15 protein-coding genes are annotated in these 15,285 nt (G+C 41.9%); 2 read left to right on the top strand and 13 right to left on the bottom strand.

From position 1 onward, the window contains the following. Positions 1 to 41: 41 nt before the first annotated feature. Genes UB51_RS16095 through cobD form a run of 4 tightly spaced genes read right to left on the bottom strand, consistent with a single transcriptional unit; the run spans position 42 to position 3,468 of the window. A complete protein-coding gene (locus tag UB51_RS16095) occupies positions 42 to 659 on the bottom strand; it encodes a histidine phosphatase family protein (RefSeq protein ID WP_052675966.1) in 618 nt (205 codons plus the stop codon). After that, the gene (gene cbiB, locus UB51_RS16100; protein ID WP_044880210.1) at positions 650 to 1,618 is read right to left on the bottom strand and encodes an adenosylcobinamide-phosphate synthase CbiB; all 969 of its coding nucleotides are present in this window, start codon (positions 1,616 to 1,618) and stop codon (positions 650 to 652) included. Before cbiB ends, UB51_RS16095 begins: the two co-directional genes overlap by 10 nt. Before the next feature lie 5 nt (positions 1,619 to 1,623). Then, entirely contained in the window at positions 1,624 to 2,349 is a 726-nt protein-coding gene (locus UB51_RS16105) for an adenosylcobinamide amidohydrolase (RefSeq protein WP_324607717.1), read from the bottom strand. 33 nt (positions 2,350 to 2,382) lie between these two features. After that, positions 2,383 to 3,468, bottom strand: a complete 1,086-nt coding sequence (gene cobD / locus UB51_RS16110) for a threonine-phosphate decarboxylase CobD (RefSeq protein WP_044878181.1) — start codon at positions 3,466 to 3,468, stop codon at positions 2,383 to 2,385. A 173-nt stretch (positions 3,469 to 3,641) separates the two neighbouring features. Between cobD and UB51_RS16115 the strand changes: the two genes are divergently transcribed. Next, positions 3,642 to 4,643: a lipoate--protein ligase gene (locus tag UB51_RS16115; RefSeq protein WP_044878182.1), complete on the top strand. Its 1,002-nt coding sequence runs from the start codon at positions 3,642 to 3,644 to the stop codon at positions 4,641 to 4,643. A 119-nt stretch (positions 4,644 to 4,762) separates the two neighbouring features. On the opposite strand, the gene UB51_RS16120 is transcribed toward UB51_RS16115, so the two are convergent. From UB51_RS16120 to UB51_RS16145, 6 genes are all read right to left on the bottom strand, one after another. Then, entirely contained in the window at positions 4,763 to 5,023 is a 261-nt protein-coding gene (locus UB51_RS16120; protein ID WP_044878183.1) for a YqkE family protein, read from the bottom strand. Between the two features lie 119 nt (positions 5,024 to 5,142). Further along, positions 5,143 to 6,222, bottom strand: a complete 1,080-nt coding sequence (locus UB51_RS16125; protein WP_234405452.1) for a HAMP domain-containing sensor histidine kinase — start codon at positions 6,220 to 6,222, stop codon at positions 5,143 to 5,145. Beyond that, positions 6,212 to 6,910 carry a response regulator transcription factor gene (locus tag UB51_RS16130; RefSeq protein ID WP_044878184.1) on the bottom strand — a complete coding sequence of 233 codons (699 nt, stop codon included), beginning with the start codon at positions 6,908 to 6,910 and terminating at the stop codon, positions 6,212 to 6,214. Before UB51_RS16130 ends, UB51_RS16125 begins: the two co-directional genes overlap by 11 nt. Before the next feature lie 212 nt (positions 6,911 to 7,122). Next, positions 7,123 to 7,776, bottom strand: a complete 654-nt coding sequence (locus tag UB51_RS16135; RefSeq protein WP_044878185.1) for a phosphatase PAP2 family protein — start codon at positions 7,774 to 7,776, stop codon at positions 7,123 to 7,125. Then, positions 7,766 to 8,359 carry a class I SAM-dependent methyltransferase gene (locus UB51_RS16140; protein ID WP_044878186.1) on the bottom strand — a complete coding sequence of 198 codons (594 nt, stop codon included), beginning with the start codon at positions 8,357 to 8,359 and terminating at the stop codon, positions 7,766 to 7,768. Before UB51_RS16140 ends, UB51_RS16135 begins: the two co-directional genes overlap by 11 nt. Before the next feature lie 250 nt (positions 8,360 to 8,609). Next, on the bottom strand, positions 8,610 to 9,626 hold the full coding sequence (locus UB51_RS16145) for an alpha/beta hydrolase (RefSeq protein WP_234405453.1): 1,017 nt from the start codon (positions 9,624 to 9,626) through the stop codon (positions 8,610 to 8,612). Positions 9,627 to 9,775: 149 nt separating this feature from the next. Here UB51_RS16145 and UB51_RS16150 point away from each other — a divergent pair, with 149 nt between their 5' ends. Further along, positions 9,776 to 10,486 (top strand): Dph6-related ATP pyrophosphatase, encoded by a 711-nt coding sequence (locus UB51_RS16150; protein WP_044878187.1) that lies wholly within the window; start codon positions 9,776 to 9,778, stop codon positions 10,484 to 10,486. Between the two features lie 356 nt (positions 10,487 to 10,842). On the opposite strand, the gene UB51_RS16155 is transcribed toward UB51_RS16150, so the two are convergent. The 3 genes from UB51_RS16155 to UB51_RS16165 form a co-directional block, all read right to left on the bottom strand. Then, on the bottom strand, positions 10,843 to 12,594 hold the full coding sequence (locus UB51_RS16155) for a methyl-accepting chemotaxis protein (RefSeq protein ID WP_052675967.1): 1,752 nt from the start codon (positions 12,592 to 12,594) through the stop codon (positions 10,843 to 10,845). Positions 12,595 to 13,462: 868 nt separating this feature from the next. After that, complete coding sequence (locus UB51_RS16160; RefSeq protein ID WP_044878188.1) at positions 13,463 to 14,050, bottom strand: DUF4291 domain-containing protein; 588 nt, start codon at positions 14,048 to 14,050, stop codon at positions 13,463 to 13,465. Positions 14,051 to 14,126: 76 nt separating this feature from the next. Beyond that, the gene (locus UB51_RS16165) at positions 14,127 to 14,939 is read right to left on the bottom strand and encodes a stalk domain-containing protein (protein WP_044878189.1); all 813 of its coding nucleotides are present in this window, start codon (positions 14,937 to 14,939) and stop codon (positions 14,127 to 14,129) included. Positions 14,940 to 15,285 lie beyond the last annotated feature (346 nt).

The raw sequence follows: 15,285 nt of genomic DNA on the forward strand, positions 1-15,285 counted from the left end.
AAAATATATGATAATTCACATTCTATACAAATATGGATAGCTCAATATTCACTATGCAAAGTACCTGTCCAGCATCCATCATCTAAAGTAAGTAGCAACCTAACTAAGCTACCTGGTTCCACAGACATATCCCAAAAGGATAGCTGAGGAACACTCATCGTTATCAGCTGCCTAATCACCCCACCATGCGTAACAACGAACACCGATGGGATCGTACGATCTCGCCTATCCTCAAACGTCAATGGGATTAAGCTATTCAGAAAGTCCCTGATTCTTGCCTGAAAAAGATCCCAAGCCTCCCCATTTGGTGGAAAAACCGCCTGTGGGTGATCCAGCCATTCACAATACAGAGGGAGTCCGTTTAACTCTTCATATGTCTTTCCTTCCCAATCTCCAAAGTCCATCTCTCTCAAACGATTATCATAAATGGCAACGTCTAGAAGCTCAGGAGCTACGAAGGCTAGACTCTCTTGGCAACGTTTAAGATCACTACAGGCTACTTTACTAAACGTTCTACCGATGAGCTGTCTTCGCAGGGGGATCAGCTCCGCACGCGCTTCCCTTGTAATACTTATATCGCTGTGCCCTAAGTACCGTTTATCCACATTCCAGTGTGTTTTTCCATGGCGCATCAATAATAGCTCCAACGTCACTGCCATAATGTCCCTCCTACAACCCAGATAAGAAGTAGACCTACAACTATAAATGTCAAAGATGTCAGGATCATGAGTCTAATTGTAGCTTTAATATCACTAGCATTCATAACCCGAGTAGCTTCTCCCATATAAGCTCTGAAAGACACGATCCCTTGGTAACTATTCTCGCCACCCATTCGTATACCTAAGGCTCCAGCAACTGCTGATTCTGGATAGCCACTATTAGGACTAGGATGGAGTCTAGCATCATGCTTTACAGTTCTATACGCTCTCTTATCATCTAGTCGCATTATTCTAGCGCTAAAGATCAGTAATATAGCTGTTATTCTTGCTGGGATATAGTTGGCTATATCATCGAATCTAGCCGAAGCCCAGCCTAAATTCATGTACTTATCATTCTTGTAACCTACCATTGAATCCAACGTATTCACTGCTCGATATGCCATAGCAAGGGGAGCTCCACCAATCAGAGCATAGAATAAAGGAGATACAATGGCATCTACGATATTCTCAGCTACTGTCTCCACCGTTCCACGCACAACTTCTGGCTCCTCCAGATGTTCCGTGTCACGACCAACAATCATGCTAAGTGCCTGTCTAGCAGCAGGTAAGTCACCACGACTGAGGTGACCGAATACTTCCATACCCGCATCTTTTAATCCTTTAATGGCAATGGTTGTAGCTATAAGTATCGATTCTGCTATCCATGCAGCCCACGGATGGATCATATACAACCCTTTCAAAAGTCCCCAAGTCAGGGCAAAAGAACCCCCTACCACAACAATCGGTAAAAGTATGCCTGCCTTTTTTAGTGCTGTAGGACGGCTAAAGAACCTCCGTATCCACTTTTCTATACGTTTTATTGCTTTACCCATAAAAATAACAGGATGGGGTAGCCAGCGCGGGTCACCTATCCATAGATCTATAACATACGCAATTAGCACAATCCATATGGCATTCATAGCCATTATCGAAGACTTGCCCTTGCTGCTAGAAGGCTCTCCTTCACGGTCCCGTAGACAATACGTCCAATAGCCGCCCCTAGATCAGTCGCCGTTCCAGCATATGCATGAGTGGCTTCATATGACTTGTTCTGACTAACTCCAAGCACAATCGCATCCGTAGTCGTTCCCGTCGCAACTAGATCATTTTCAACATCGCGTATATCAAGATCAGCAAGCGCCGCCGCCTTGGCTTCTACCGCTGTCATGACTGCATTTACCATCGCGGCTTGCGTTAATTGACCATCAATCATTAACATGATATTGATCGTTCCCGGTCTGTAAGCAGCAAAAGTAGTCCGCTCTGATCCAGCGCGTGCGCCATTCGATACTCCCGCTGTCGTGCAACAAAAGAGAGAAGCAGCCTCCCCTTTCTCTTCCAACACTGCAGCATGTTCTAACTTAACAGCCGTTAGCAATCCTGCTGTCGATTCAAGAGGGTATTTCCACTCTCCGAGCCAATTCGCAATATCTCGCTCTGGATTATCGCATTCATAGAATCGATCCACGTAAATATTAGTAATGCGGTTAATATACCCCTTACCTCCACCGTGAACTGCACTACTAAGACTATCTAAATGAATTGGCGAATGCAGTAATAGATGTTGATCTTCTCTAGTCAAAGTGAGTTCAGGCCATACTGTAGAATGATATTGCTTCGTTACGCCATCCACAAAAGGTGTTGTCATCATTACAGCTCCTATTCTTGTAATTCTTTTCTCAGATTATTCCTCTAATACGCTTGTCATTTCCTTAAGCAATCTCAGATTAGCTTCATGTCCCTTTACTGCTAATCTGATATACCGTGGTCCAAGCCCAGGATACATCGCGCAACTACGAATGAGTATACCTCGCAATCCTAGTTCACGCTGCATATCTTCAGCACTCCAAGAAGGTGGTAGCTCCACCAATAGGAAATTTGCCTCTCCTGGACTTACCTCGCAGCCCATATCCTTGAGTCCAGTAGTCAGAACATTACGTTCCGAAGAGATTAGATCCATCGTCTTCTGTTCGTATTCCTCACTAATTTGCAGACATATCTCACCTGCTAGCAATGCAAGTCCATTCACACTCCATGTGACTTGTTTTCCCTGCATGAGCTTAATGATATTAGGATGTGCCAATGCGTAGCCTAATCTTAAGCCAGGAATGGCATAGAACTTCGTCATGGAGCGCACTAAGAGAAGATGCGGAAATGGAGTAAGCTCTAGCAGAAGCGAATTCCGCTGTTCTTCTGGAATGAAATCTATAAAGGCTTCGTCCACTACGAGATATGTATCATATTCCTCAGCCGTTTCCGCCAAAGCACGTAACTCTTCCAACTTATACTGCACACCATTCGGATTATTCGGCTGTCCAAGGAATAGAAGGTCAACCTGTTGTATTAACTCCGCGACATCACTCACCGAGGCCGTCCAATCGTGTTCTTTAATGCCATATACAGCGAATACCTCTGCGCCAAACTGCTCCGATAATTGGCGATATTCTGAGAAACACGGCTCCACAATCCCCACCTTCCGTGGATGAAGTGCTAGTAACAGGAGTGCCATACATTCAGCCGCACCATTCCCTACACAGATGGCATCTGTTGCAACATCAAGTTTGGCTGCTAGAATCTCTTTGAACTCACGATGACCGGGATCAGGATAACGGATAATAGAGGCTACAGCGTCCTGAAGTCTCTTTAATACTTCCTGAGGAGGTCCCAACGGATTGATATTGGCACTGAAATCAAGGAAAGTGTCTACTCCTCTTCCATAAAGTTGAGCAGCGCTCTCCAGATCACCACCATGTCCATATACTTCGAGCATTTCTTATTTCCCCCTACGCCATAAATTTAACGATGATCTTGTTATTATCATGCCGCTGATTAACGTACGTCAATGTCTCTTCCATTTTCCCTTTTGTTTCTCCACAACATTTCGTTTACAATTACAATGGATATACTAACTAAGATCAGTTCATATCAATGGAGGCGTTAACCATGCTATTTATCGATAATCAGGGTATTCATGACCCTGCCATTAATCTCGCCATAGAAGAATATGCATTACGGCATTTACCTATGGAAGAAAGCTATTTGCTTTTCTATATTAACCGTCCTTCTATCATTATTGGCAAACATCAAAACACGATTGAGGAAATCAATCAGGAATATTGCAAAGACAACAATGTACAAGTCGTACGTCGTTTATCTGGCGGCGGTGCTGTATACCACGACCTTGGTAACCTTAACTTCAGTTTCATTACCAAGGATGATGGACAATCTTTTCATAACTTCTTGAAATTCACCCAACCCGTCATCGATGCGCTACATCAGATGGGCGTCAATGCTGAAATGACAGGTCGTAACGATCTTCAAGTCGGTGAACAAAAGATTTCGGGTAACGCTCAATTCTCTACACGAGGTCGCATGTTCAGCCATGGTACATTAATGTTTAATCTTAATTTGGATGATGTACAAGCTTCACTACGTGTCAATCCTGAGAAGTTCAAATCCAAGAGTACCAAATCGGTACGTAGCCGTGTAGCTAACATTAGTGATCTGATGGAAGGTACCATGACGATTGAAGAGTTCCGATCCGAACTACTACGTTCGATCTTCGGCATGGACCCCGTGGATATTCCTCAGTACCATTTAACAGATAAAGATTGGGAGAAGATCCACGAGATCTCCAAAGAACACTACCAGAATTGGGAGTGGAACTATGGTAATTCACCTGAGTCAAATGTGAAGCATACAAAGAAATTCCCAGCAGGCATTATCGATATACGCATGAATATCAACGAGGGCCGTATCCATGATATCAAGATTTATGGTGATTTCTTCGGCGTAGGCGATGTTGCTGATATTGAGAATACGTTACGCGATAAGCGTTATCAAGAAGCTGAGGTTAGAGAAGCTTTAGACAAATTTGAGATCAAACACTACTTCGGTAACATCGAACTAGAAGATTTTATCGGGCTGGTATTTCTGGAAGAATAGAATATTTCCAAATAGAAGGAGCGGGTTCCACATAGGAATCTGCTCCTTATTCCTATTACAACAACAAAAGGCTACCCAAGCTCGCGATTGAATGAGCTCTATGGATAGCCAATCTATATTTATTTATATTTGCGCCAATCTTGACTACTATTCTCTAGTAAATGTTCGAAGCTATTTTCCAGCTTCTTCTGTTCAGCTTGACGAGCCTCTTCAATCTTAAGTTGCTCCGTTTCCTTCTTCTTCTTTTCCTCCGCCTTCATCTCATCTGCCTGAGCCTTCAATTGCTCAAGTATTTCACCACTTAGTAAATCCTTTAACGTGGTTGGTGCATAGTCAGAAGCAGGCTTTGGAGAATTTGTAGGTCTTTTCTTCTTTGCCATAGAATCATCTCCATTTCCAACCACATTATATCAGTTTTAGATAGCTCATTCTAGGATTAAAGATGGGCATACCTCATCATTCTCATGATTGTTTGGATTAAATTCTCCTTTTAGTAACGTTATATTGTAGAGTGGGTCTTGTTAATCTCAATACAAAACTTGTAATGGCCCTCATGATGCTCCAGCCAAATTCGTCCGCCATGCAGTTCGACAATATGTTTAGCAATCGAAAGTCCTAGTCCGGAACCGGCCGGCGTATTGTACTCGTATCGGGAGGGCTCCATCTTGTAGAAACGCTCAAATAATTGATGCTCCTGTTCAAGTGAAATGGGTTTACCCACATTCTCAACAGATAGGATGACGTGTTCTTCCTGAGCAGTGAGCTGAACCTTGATTTCCCCGGGACGAATGGAGAATTTCAGGGCATTCGTTAACAGGTTATCAATGGTTCTGACCATTTTTTCAATATCCATGTGAATGAGGAGGGGCAGGGGAGAGATATCTTGTACGATGGTGATCTGCTGCTCGTTCGCAACGGGTTCGAATTCGGAAATGATTTGTTTCAGTAAACTATGATAATCGACTTCTTGAAAAGATAATCGAACATCGCCATTGGTCAGCCGGGTGTATTCAAATAAGTCATCAATCAGTTTCTTTAGCTGTTGAGTTTTGTTATAGGCATTATTAATAAAGCGTGCTTGCTCCGCTTCATCATGGTATTTAGGTGTCTTAAGTAAATCCAGATAGCCGATAATGCTGGTCAATGGAGTTCTTAGATCATGAGAGACGTATGTGATTAGCTCCATTTTCGATTGTTCAATTTGGCGTTCTTTTTCCATTTGCTGCTGTAATTGTTCAGCCATATGATTAATATTGTGTGCAACATTTCCGAGCTCATCTTGCCTAGACAAAGGAATGCGATATTTCAAATTTCCGCCTGCGATGGACTGCAAGCCATCCGTGATGACCCCAAAGTATCGGATGGTACGGCTGGTTAGCACAAAAAAGAAGAAAATGAACAACGCAAAAAAAAGAGTAAAAGATGAGACTTCAAAAAAAGAATCAGGAAATAATCGGCGGGAAATCTCGATAATGGTTCTGGAAATAGAAGTGAGGATAAGGCTGAGAATGCATGCCCAGAGCATTTGAACGCGAATGCTTCGTTTGCCATTCAATACGGACCAAATTTTATTTATCAATCTTATACCCTACTCCCCAGACGGTCTTAATATACGGCGGCTCTCGCGGTTTGATTTCAATTTTCTCACGGATATTCCGAATATGGACCATCACTGTGTTTTCGGAGTAAAAAGCCGTTTGGTCCTTCCAGACCTTTTGATAAATGTTATCTATGTTGAATACTTGCCCCCGATCTGTGGCCAACAATACTAGGATGGAAAATTCAATCGGGGTTAGAGATACCTCTTGGCCGTGAACGGTAATCGTATGCTGCTTCTTATTAATAATAAGATCATCAATAACAATTTCTGATGGGTCTGAGGTATGTCTTGAGGTAATGAATTGCTGCCTTCTTAACTGGGCTTTCACCCTGGCGATTAGCTCTAGAGGATTAAACGGTTTGGTTACATAATCATCTGCCCCCGTTGAAAGACCTGTGATTTTGTCTAGAGGCTCTTCTTTGGCTGAAAGCATAATAATAGGGATGTCAGATTCCTCCCTGATCCGGAGACAGGCATTAATTCCATCCAAATGCGGCATCATCACATCCAGAATGATCAAATGAATCTTCTCACGCTGCAGAATTCCCAGAGCCTGCACACCGTCTTCAGCTTCCAAAACGAGATACCCTTCATTACGTAAATACATATGAAGAACATCCCGAATTTCGGGGTCGTCATCCACGACTAAAATGTTCATGCGTATCATAGGCGGTCTCCTCCACGTATTTTTTTATACCGAAAAGTCAGTTTAACGATCACAACGATAATGATGACTGGGGTAAGGAGCAGCAGCACCTTTATTCCATAATTATAAACCAGAGAGCCCACTTCTTGTACATGATTTCCCACATAAGGTCCCGCCATAAAGAAAAAAATAGTGCAAGGTATCCGAAATGCTGGATCAAGGATAACAGCCTATCATAATCCATTCGATTCACTCCACTCTGAAGCAGGATTACTTTTCGCTTGTGAAGGCATCCATTTACGAACCGCGTAATACAGCATTTCTGCTAAAATAATTCCTCCAACGATGTCCAATATAACATGCTGTTTCACAAAGAGCGTTGAAAGGATAATCGACCATGAAGTGATCTTGACGAGTACTAGGGACCGAAGGGGCCAATTTCTGCAATCAGCCATCCCTTTCAGCATTAAATAACTGCTTAGTACATGAATGCTGGGAAAGCAATTATAAGGACCATCAGTCTGGTAAATCAGTTGTACGAGCCAATTCAATAGGCCATGACCTGTAACCTGCGGGCGCACAATGGAGGTCTGGTAAACATAAAAGGTGATATAGCTCACGATCAGACCGAGACATAAGGTGAGCAGGGTTCGGTAATAAACACGTCTATTTTTCACACAGAACGTAATAAGCATGATGATTATAAAGGGATACCATAACAAATACGGAATAATGAAGGCTGGAACAAAGGGGATTTGTGCATCCAGTTTTGTCATCATACTGCTGACGTTCGAACCGCCGTGGTTTAATATGCCGTAAAAAATGTTTAAGACGGGAATCACCAATATCCATAACAACGGTTTATACTCAGCCATTTTATCTTTCATCCGTTGAGGCTCCTTTTTGACAGACATAAATAAATGCCGGTGGAACGTTCATAGGGACAAACAGAATTTCCTTGATTTCAAAATTATCGCTTAGTTGTTGTTTCATCTGTAAGGAGTATTGAAAAGCAATAAACAGGCCACCGGGCTTAAGTGATAATCGAATTTGTTCGATTAACCGATCTCTCAAAGGTTTAGGAAAGTTATAAAAGGGTAGTCCGCTTAGAATGCAGTCGAATTGAACGATATCTTCTTGTTCCAAGGCAGATTGGATTTCACATCCATCCGTATAACTTGTGAATTTCGGGAATTGATGTTGCAATTTCTTTTGCAGATAGGGATCTTTTTCAAAGAGAACAACTTTGGTGCCTTCACTGACGGCAGCTTGAATATATTTCGTGATTGCCCCTGTACCCGCACCCAGTTCGGCAACGGCCTGCACTTGGTTCCATGGAACAGCATCAATCATTTTTCGGGCTAAATATTTGGAGCTCGGGGTCACACTCCCGATTTGTCCTGGCGAATGTATAAAACGGGATATGAATAGAAGTTTTTCTTGGACTTGTGATTTTATATTTAATACCATATGAGGTTGCCTCCCCTTGTTTAACACTTCTTATGCTATCTAATAAATCTGCAGATAAAGTGAGGGAGATTCTGAATTTATTCTGAAGAATTGCTTGATCATAATATTGCACAAAAAAATGAACCTATGCGAAAAATGGTAAAATGGAGGTATCCCGACCACCATAAAACCAATAACGCAAGGTTCATTTTCATGGACTTACAGCTTAACTGCGTATAAATTCTGGGAACAACACACTGAAGGCCAAAAGTTATCTACTATGTTTCTTTAAGAATTTAAGTGTCTTATCGAATGTTTGTTCTGCGTGTGGAAGGGTAAAATCGAATTGGTACTCATGATTTAAGTCCGTATTTGTTCCGTCAAATAGAACACTTTCTACTTCCACGTCATTCTTTTTGAGAACATCTATAAGTTCTGCTGATTGTGGTGCTAGTGGATCAGCATCTCCAACTGTCAAAAAGGTAGGTGGATAATTAGGTGTTATATGTTTAACTGTAGACAGCTCATCCAGTCTAGAGAAGGAATGGAAATCTTTTTTTCCTGTATATGCCCAAAACACCGACTGAATCCCCTTCTTTATTACTGGAGATGACTGAATACCCATTTTATCCATGTTATAAATCCCACAGTATAAAAGAGCTCCTTTTAACTGTTCTTTATCAACAGAAGATTGAATATCCATTGACTTTGCTAGTGCTTCATTCGTTATAATCGCAATGGTTTGACTGGCGATTTGAGCACCTGCTGAATCACCTCCAATAAATAACTGATTCATATCACCACCGTATTTCGCGATATTGTCCTGCAAATATGTGAGAGCCTGATTAGCTTGTATGATTGGACCCGGATATTGTTGTCCCGGAGCAATGGCATAATTTATATTTGCCACAACATAACCCTCATTGGCTAATGCCATTCCATATTCTTGCGTTTGTTCTTTACTACCTGATACAAAAGCACCTCCATGTATCCACACGATAACGGGGAGCTCTTTCATCATATTTGTCGGATAATAGATATCTAATAGACTATTCTCTATTCCATGTTTATCATAGATAATATCTTTCTCGACATGGACTTGTTTTTTTATTGTTTCCATGTTCTTAGGGGATGCAAAAGAATCAGCTTCGAAAAGTTGCTTGATCATGAAGGTATTAAGTACTGGTGTAAACTGTCCAATTATTAAAACAAGAAATATAGGAATGACAATGATAGAGATAGGAATCATCCATCGTTTTTTCTGATAAAACTTTTTCTTTGTTTTCAATTGATTCAACCCCTTTTTATTAATTATAATTGATACTATATTGCAGCCCCACAACTGGCAGCATAAAGCAATACAAATTGGGACTATCAGTTTAACACAGATCAGGCATCGTTCGTGCAAAAGTCATAAACAACAAGGGGAAGATATGAATGTCAGAAGTTATTGATTGGAAAAATGGTGCTAACGGACATAAGTTTATAGCTTCTTTTAGCGGAGGAAAAGATAGTGTATTAGCACTATATAAAGCAATGAAGGTTGGAGAAGCAGTTGGACTAATCGTGATGTTGGAGGAAGAAGGGAAACGTTCCAGATCGCATGGAATGCCACCAGATCTAATACGTGCCCAAGCTGAATCTATAGGTTTACCTGTATCTACTGCAGCTACAAGTTGGACAGATTATGAAGAAATCTTTATGCGTCTTTTAGAAAAAGCTAAAAATCAGGGAGTAGAAGTGTTAGTAACTGGAGATTTGGATGTGCCTGTTCATGGTTGTTGGCATGATAAGGTTACAAAAAATGCTGGATTAAAGCTTGGGATGCCTCTATGGGAAATGAATCATCGTGAAGTTGTCGAAGAGTTCATAAATCTAGGATTTGTAACGATCATTGTAACTGTAAATTTATCATTAGGAATGAGAGAAGACGATTTAGGGCGAACTTTAACCCATGAATATGTGAAGGAGCTTGAAGCTCGTGGTATTGACCCGTGTGGAGAAGGTGGAGAGTTCCATACCACAGTAATAGATGGTCCAATTTTTAAAACTCCTATTCCCGTTCGTAAATGTGAGATCCTTAAGGATGGAAATTATGCTTTTTTGCCATTAGAGCTAGATAAGATGGCGGATATGGGCACATTATAAATACGGTACAGCATTGACAACGCTGATTATCTTGGAATTATACCTAGGGGAATTGGATTATCCAATTCCCTATTCATTTTTTTAGCTGATTAATAAATCAAAAAAAAGGATTCACTAAGCCTTGCCTTTGATCTGGGCGAAGCTATGGCACGAGTAGAATCCAATCTGCGGCGTGCTCATAAGCAAGTACAAGAAAGCAAGGTTTTTACAAAATCGAACCTTTATGAATCAGTAAAAGACTCCTCTGCACAGGTCGCAGAAGAGTCAGCGGTCAAAAAATAATATACTGTGTTCTCGTCGAAGTTCATTTCAATCTGGTCGATGGTTCGCGTAACATGCCCTTCATACCATTTCTTTTACACGCGAAATCTGCTGATGCCATTGTTCAGATTGCTGGCCAATTCAAGCAGCTGCTCAGATGAACTCGCTACCTCCTCCATCGAGGTAAGCTGCTCCTCGGAGGAAGCGGCGACGCGCTGCGAGTGAAGCGCGGACGAGGAAGAGATGCGCCCAAGCTCATCAAGCGAAGCGGCGATTTGCTCACTGCCGGCCGACATTTGTTCGGAAGCGGCCGATACTTCCTGCACCTGATCGGATACTTGGCGAATAGCCTGAACAATCGCGCGGAAGCTGTCGCCAGCCTCGGTCGTAATCTTCGTCCCAATGTGTGCTTCAGCCGCAGAATACTCTAGCGATTCGACCACTCTGCCGGTTCTGACTCTGATTCCTTCCAGGATCTCTCCGATCTGCCCAGAGGATGACATGGACCGTTCAGCGAGCTTGCGAATCTCATGTGCGACAACTGCGAAGCCTTTACCATGCTCCCCGGCTCGCGCCGCTTCGATTGAGGCATTAAGTGCCAGCAGGTTCGTCTGGCTAGAGACATCCGCGATCATCGAGAGAATATCCCCGATTCGGCCACTCAGTTCCTCAAGCTCCTTCATTGTTCCTACCGTCGAAGATAGATTTACTTCAATCGTCTGCATCTGATCAACAGCGTTCATAACTATAGTGTCGCCGGTTGCAGCCCGTTTTGTCGTATCTGCTGCAAGCTCCGAAACGACGCTGGATGACTCGGCAATTCGCTGGATGCCGATGGCCATCTCCGTCATCGCCTTTTGACATTCCTGCGTGCTTTGGAGTTGCGTATCGGAATCGAATGCTATTTGTTCAATCGCTTCGGATATTTCGTTAGTCGCATGTGCTGTCTGTTCGGCGCTTCTCTGCAAATTTGTCGCCGATTCGGACACTTCGAGCGACGAATGCTGTATGCTGTTCGTCAGCTCGCGCAAGCTGACCATCATGATATTGAATGCCGAAGCTGCCTGGCCGATTTCATTCATGCTTGTTACCGGCAAGGTTACGGTCAAGTCGCCTTGCGCGGCTAGTTTCGACACTTCTGCAAGACGATGAAGTGGACGAAGTGCGATCCGTACCATAAACGCAATGATCACGATGGCAATAACAGAAAATATTCCCCCGCGTATGATGTTGCTCCAGAGCATGCTCGATAAGCTTTTCTGGACGACTGCGTAATCAAAATCGATGCCTAAGATTGCGATGACTTTCCCTTTATCGTCCTTAATCGATGATACATATGTCACCCAAGTACCTTCGACGTCCGTGTAGGAGGGAGTTATCGTGAAATCGTCTTTAATAGCCCGGTCAAGAGCAGTCTCGAATGTGGCGTTCATTTCATATTCCGTACCCGGCAGCGTCGTTTCTATGTCAATTTCAGTTTGCAGATTAACGAGGAATTTTTTGCCGTCTCGTTCGACTTTATCGGGTAACATGAGATAAACGCTGGGAATATTCACATCACTATCCGTCATGGCAAAAAGCTGGTTTCTCAAAAGAACGAAAGCATCCGCGGTTGGAGACTGTTTGTTAACGACAATTTGGCTGGCCTCTTGAATGAGGCTAAGATTTGTTTCTATTTGCCTCTTTAAAACTGTACCGTACCCGTAGAACTGCTCTTCGTATGCCTTTTTTTGCCCTTGGTAGGAGAATACAACGTTTAAGCTGATGATACCGATAAATACGATCGCCAACAACAGATTACTCGTTAGGATCAAGCTTTTTGATTTTGAGATTTTTTTTAAATCCATAAGCCTCTGCTCCTCTCGTTTGTAATGTTACTATTTCTGCCTTCGAAGCTTGAATATCTAGAGAGGAAGACCCGAATGGCATTGTTTACCTCACCGGCTTCCCTACTTCACATAGCTTCCGTGAAAATAGTTGACTTAGCGGTCATCCCTTTCCGGCTCGACGTGCTAGTCAAGATCATGAGACCCTGTCCTGTGATGGTCACGATGAACATTTTTTGTGCGTCAGACAGTCCGACCTATGATGTCAACGCTCTTTAAGTTATCTTGGATCAATGTTTCACCTTGTATAACTTGTCCTTTTCTACATGCCAGGCCCTGGATATTTCATATCGATAATCTCCATACTTGTCTGCAAATCAGATTGTGCCTTCATTATAGGGTTAGCATCTACTTATGCAGTATCGTGACTGTACATTTAGCGTTATGTGACAAGCCATGAGTATATAGATCCGCCTATTTTACCACGATTATCCTGAAGGAAGCGAGAGTAAAACAAAAAGTGTAACGATAGATAAAGTCCCTTAAACCCACTATTTTACATTCATTTCAACATTCCCTAAACTTTCCCCAATAGAATCTTTCGCAGTCATTTATGGTACGGTTCAGCTTAATATCTATAGGGCGAAATTTAAATAGGCCCTTCTCCTTGGGCCTATCTTTGACTTCCATACAGGAAATATATTATCTATTTGCTTTAGCCAATGTATATTCAAGATCCTGTGATACGGTTCTCCTCAACAGAGATAACGGCGAACTTAAATGAAAACTTACTATGATACAGTCAAATTTGTAAAATGCTCATTATGTACGCTTTTTACCATTAAGGTGAACGTAATGACGATCCGACAAACTGAAATTTAGTTTGTTGTCACATATCCAGCCTTATTCTAATTTCGTTGTTTTTAATAGGGTAAATTCTTTCTATTGGTAAATTTTTAGAGTTTAGTTTTCCCTGCTTTCGCTGTACATTCCATTTCTTCACAAGCGGTGTCAAATCCTCAATGCGGTAAATTCCATCGGCCAGAAATTCTTTTAAAGTGGTTCCTTTTAGACCGATTTGAATTGCTGCACGATTTATGGAATTGCCATTTACATTTCTATCGGGATCCCATTGGCAATAAACTGTTGTTTCCTCAAATGCTTTTTCCCATTGAGTTGAACCTTTGTAAATCATTGAGTCTGGTGAAGTTAGCACCGCTTCCCTCAACAATTCATTAAATTTTTCCATATATACATCCAAAGCCAAAATACATTCCTGATTTTTCTTTGTTCCCCAATTAGACCGATACATCATCCACAAAAAGGAAGGTTTTATCCATGTCATGCGATTGAGATTAAAGTTTTCGCCAAAAGTCTGTAAGGCAACTGCTTCTTTTGCAATTACTGGATTATAAGCCTGATAAACCCGAATACATTGTCTATCTGATTGTGCAAATACCTCTTTTATATATTCCATGTTGTCTCCCTAAATTCCGATTTGTCGCACTGCGTCTTATCTGCCTTATGTGTAATGTGTAATGTGTCTATGATGCTCACTTCTTCTCAATAAACTTTCCCTGTTGAAGATTAAAAATCTTCATCGTGGTCTTTGAGTCTCCCTCTTGCTTGTTGTCCTCTAAGGATGCGTCCATTTCGGTCTGCCAATAGAAAAGTTCCCCATTATCATCATTGAACTGGTAACTACCCATGGCAACATGATATTTACCTTGAAATACAGAGCGGTCTTTAAGAGTACCTTTCCAAGCTTCTGTCCATACTCCAGAATCGTTCATATACATTAGATGAGATTCCCTAACATCGACATCTGCTCCGCCTGTGCGCGTGACTATATTAAATAAAGGATTCATTCCATCAGCACGAAAATTCTCAATGTTCCAAGATTCGACATGCCACGGTTGCTCAAAGATTAATTTATATGAACCGTTGGACTGTTTGTCAAAGATGAAGAAATCACCAAGATGTACCCCTCCATCAATTCTCACAAGTACTTCTGGTTCGGAATCCCCATCTACATTCATTTCTTCAAAGGATAAACCATCAAAATAATAGTCCCTCTTTTCATTGCCTTGCTTTCGTATCCAATCTTCAACCATATCCTTTGTAATTCCTGTATGAATGTTTACTAAATGAGTCTCTTTATCCCATGTTACGTCACCGCCCATTGCTTCCGCCAAATCTCGTACTGGGGCAATAACCTTTCCATTTTCAAGTCTAGTTTCTTTAGGACTCAGCGCTTTACCATTAACGAACAGACCAACAGAATTGCTAGCCACAGCAGTTCCGACAAAGATCGTACACGCCCCCAAAATTGGAAGTAACACTCGCAAACTTCTTTTTACTTTCATAGCCCTCTTCTCCTTCTAGAACGATTATATTATTTAGACGCTTTACGTTAATCTAAAGTTTCCTTAAAGACCCCATCCCGCTTCACAATCGTTATCTGAAGCAGTGCTTCCTTGCCGACGGAAAAACCGAAAGTTGCATCGGGCTGGCTGACAGCATTGTCAGCTCTAACACTTTTCTTCCCGTGACAAAATCCCTCGATCCTCCCCTCTGAAACCGTGGGATGTGGTAGGGATAGTCCATGTTTCCGGATAGCAACGTAAAGTGGAACTCTAGAAAAACACCAAAAAAACTTTCAAACCTCATGCAAAACAAGCAATTCCGCAAAAAAACTTGCCCTTATTTATG

Source organism: Paenibacillus sp. IHBB 10380 (genome assembly GCF_000949425.1).
Taxonomy (GTDB): Bacteria; Bacillota; Bacilli; order Paenibacillales; family Paenibacillaceae; genus Paenibacillus_AQ.

Excerpts from the sequence above, each read along its gene's own strand:
- UB51_RS16095 (WP_052675966.1), bottom strand. The coding sequence starts at position 659 with ATGGCAGTGACGTTGGAGCTATTATTGATGCGCCATGGAAAAACACAC.
- cbiB (WP_044880210.1), bottom strand. The coding sequence starts at position 1,618 with ATGAATGCCATATGGATTGTGCTAATTGCGTATGTTATAGATCTATGG.
- UB51_RS16105 (WP_324607717.1), bottom strand. The coding sequence starts at position 2,349 with ATGATGACAACACCTTTTGTGGATGGCGTAACGAAGCAATATCATTCT.
- cobD (WP_044878181.1), bottom strand. The coding sequence starts at position 3,468 with ATGCTCGAAGTATATGGACATGGTGGTGATCTGGAGAGCGCTGCTCAA.
- UB51_RS16115 (WP_044878182.1), top strand. The coding sequence starts at position 3,642 with ATGCTATTTATCGATAATCAGGGTATTCATGACCCTGCCATTAATCTC.
- UB51_RS16120 (WP_044878183.1), bottom strand. The coding sequence starts at position 5,023 with ATGGCAAAGAAGAAAAGACCTACAAATTCTCCAAAGCCTGCTTCTGAC.
- UB51_RS16130 (WP_044878184.1), bottom strand. The coding sequence starts at position 6,910 with ATGATACGCATGAACATTTTAGTCGTGGATGACGACCCCGAAATTCGG.
- UB51_RS16135 (WP_044878185.1), bottom strand. The coding sequence starts at position 7,776 with ATGAAAGATAAAATGGCTGAGTATAAACCGTTGTTATGGATATTGGTG.
- UB51_RS16140 (WP_044878186.1), bottom strand. The coding sequence starts at position 8,359 with ATGGTATTAAATATAAAATCACAAGTCCAAGAAAAACTTCTATTCATA.
- UB51_RS16150 (WP_044878187.1), top strand. The coding sequence starts at position 9,776 with ATGTCAGAAGTTATTGATTGGAAAAATGGTGCTAACGGACATAAGTTT.
- UB51_RS16155 (WP_052675967.1), bottom strand. The coding sequence starts at position 12,594 with ATGGATTTAAAAAAAATCTCAAAATCAAAAAGCTTGATCCTAACGAGT.
- UB51_RS16160 (WP_044878188.1), bottom strand. The coding sequence starts at position 14,050 with ATGGAATATATAAAAGAGGTATTTGCACAATCAGATAGACAATGTATT.
- UB51_RS16165 (WP_044878189.1), bottom strand. The coding sequence starts at position 14,939 with ATGAAAGTAAAAAGAAGTTTGCGAGTGTTACTTCCAATTTTGGGGGCG.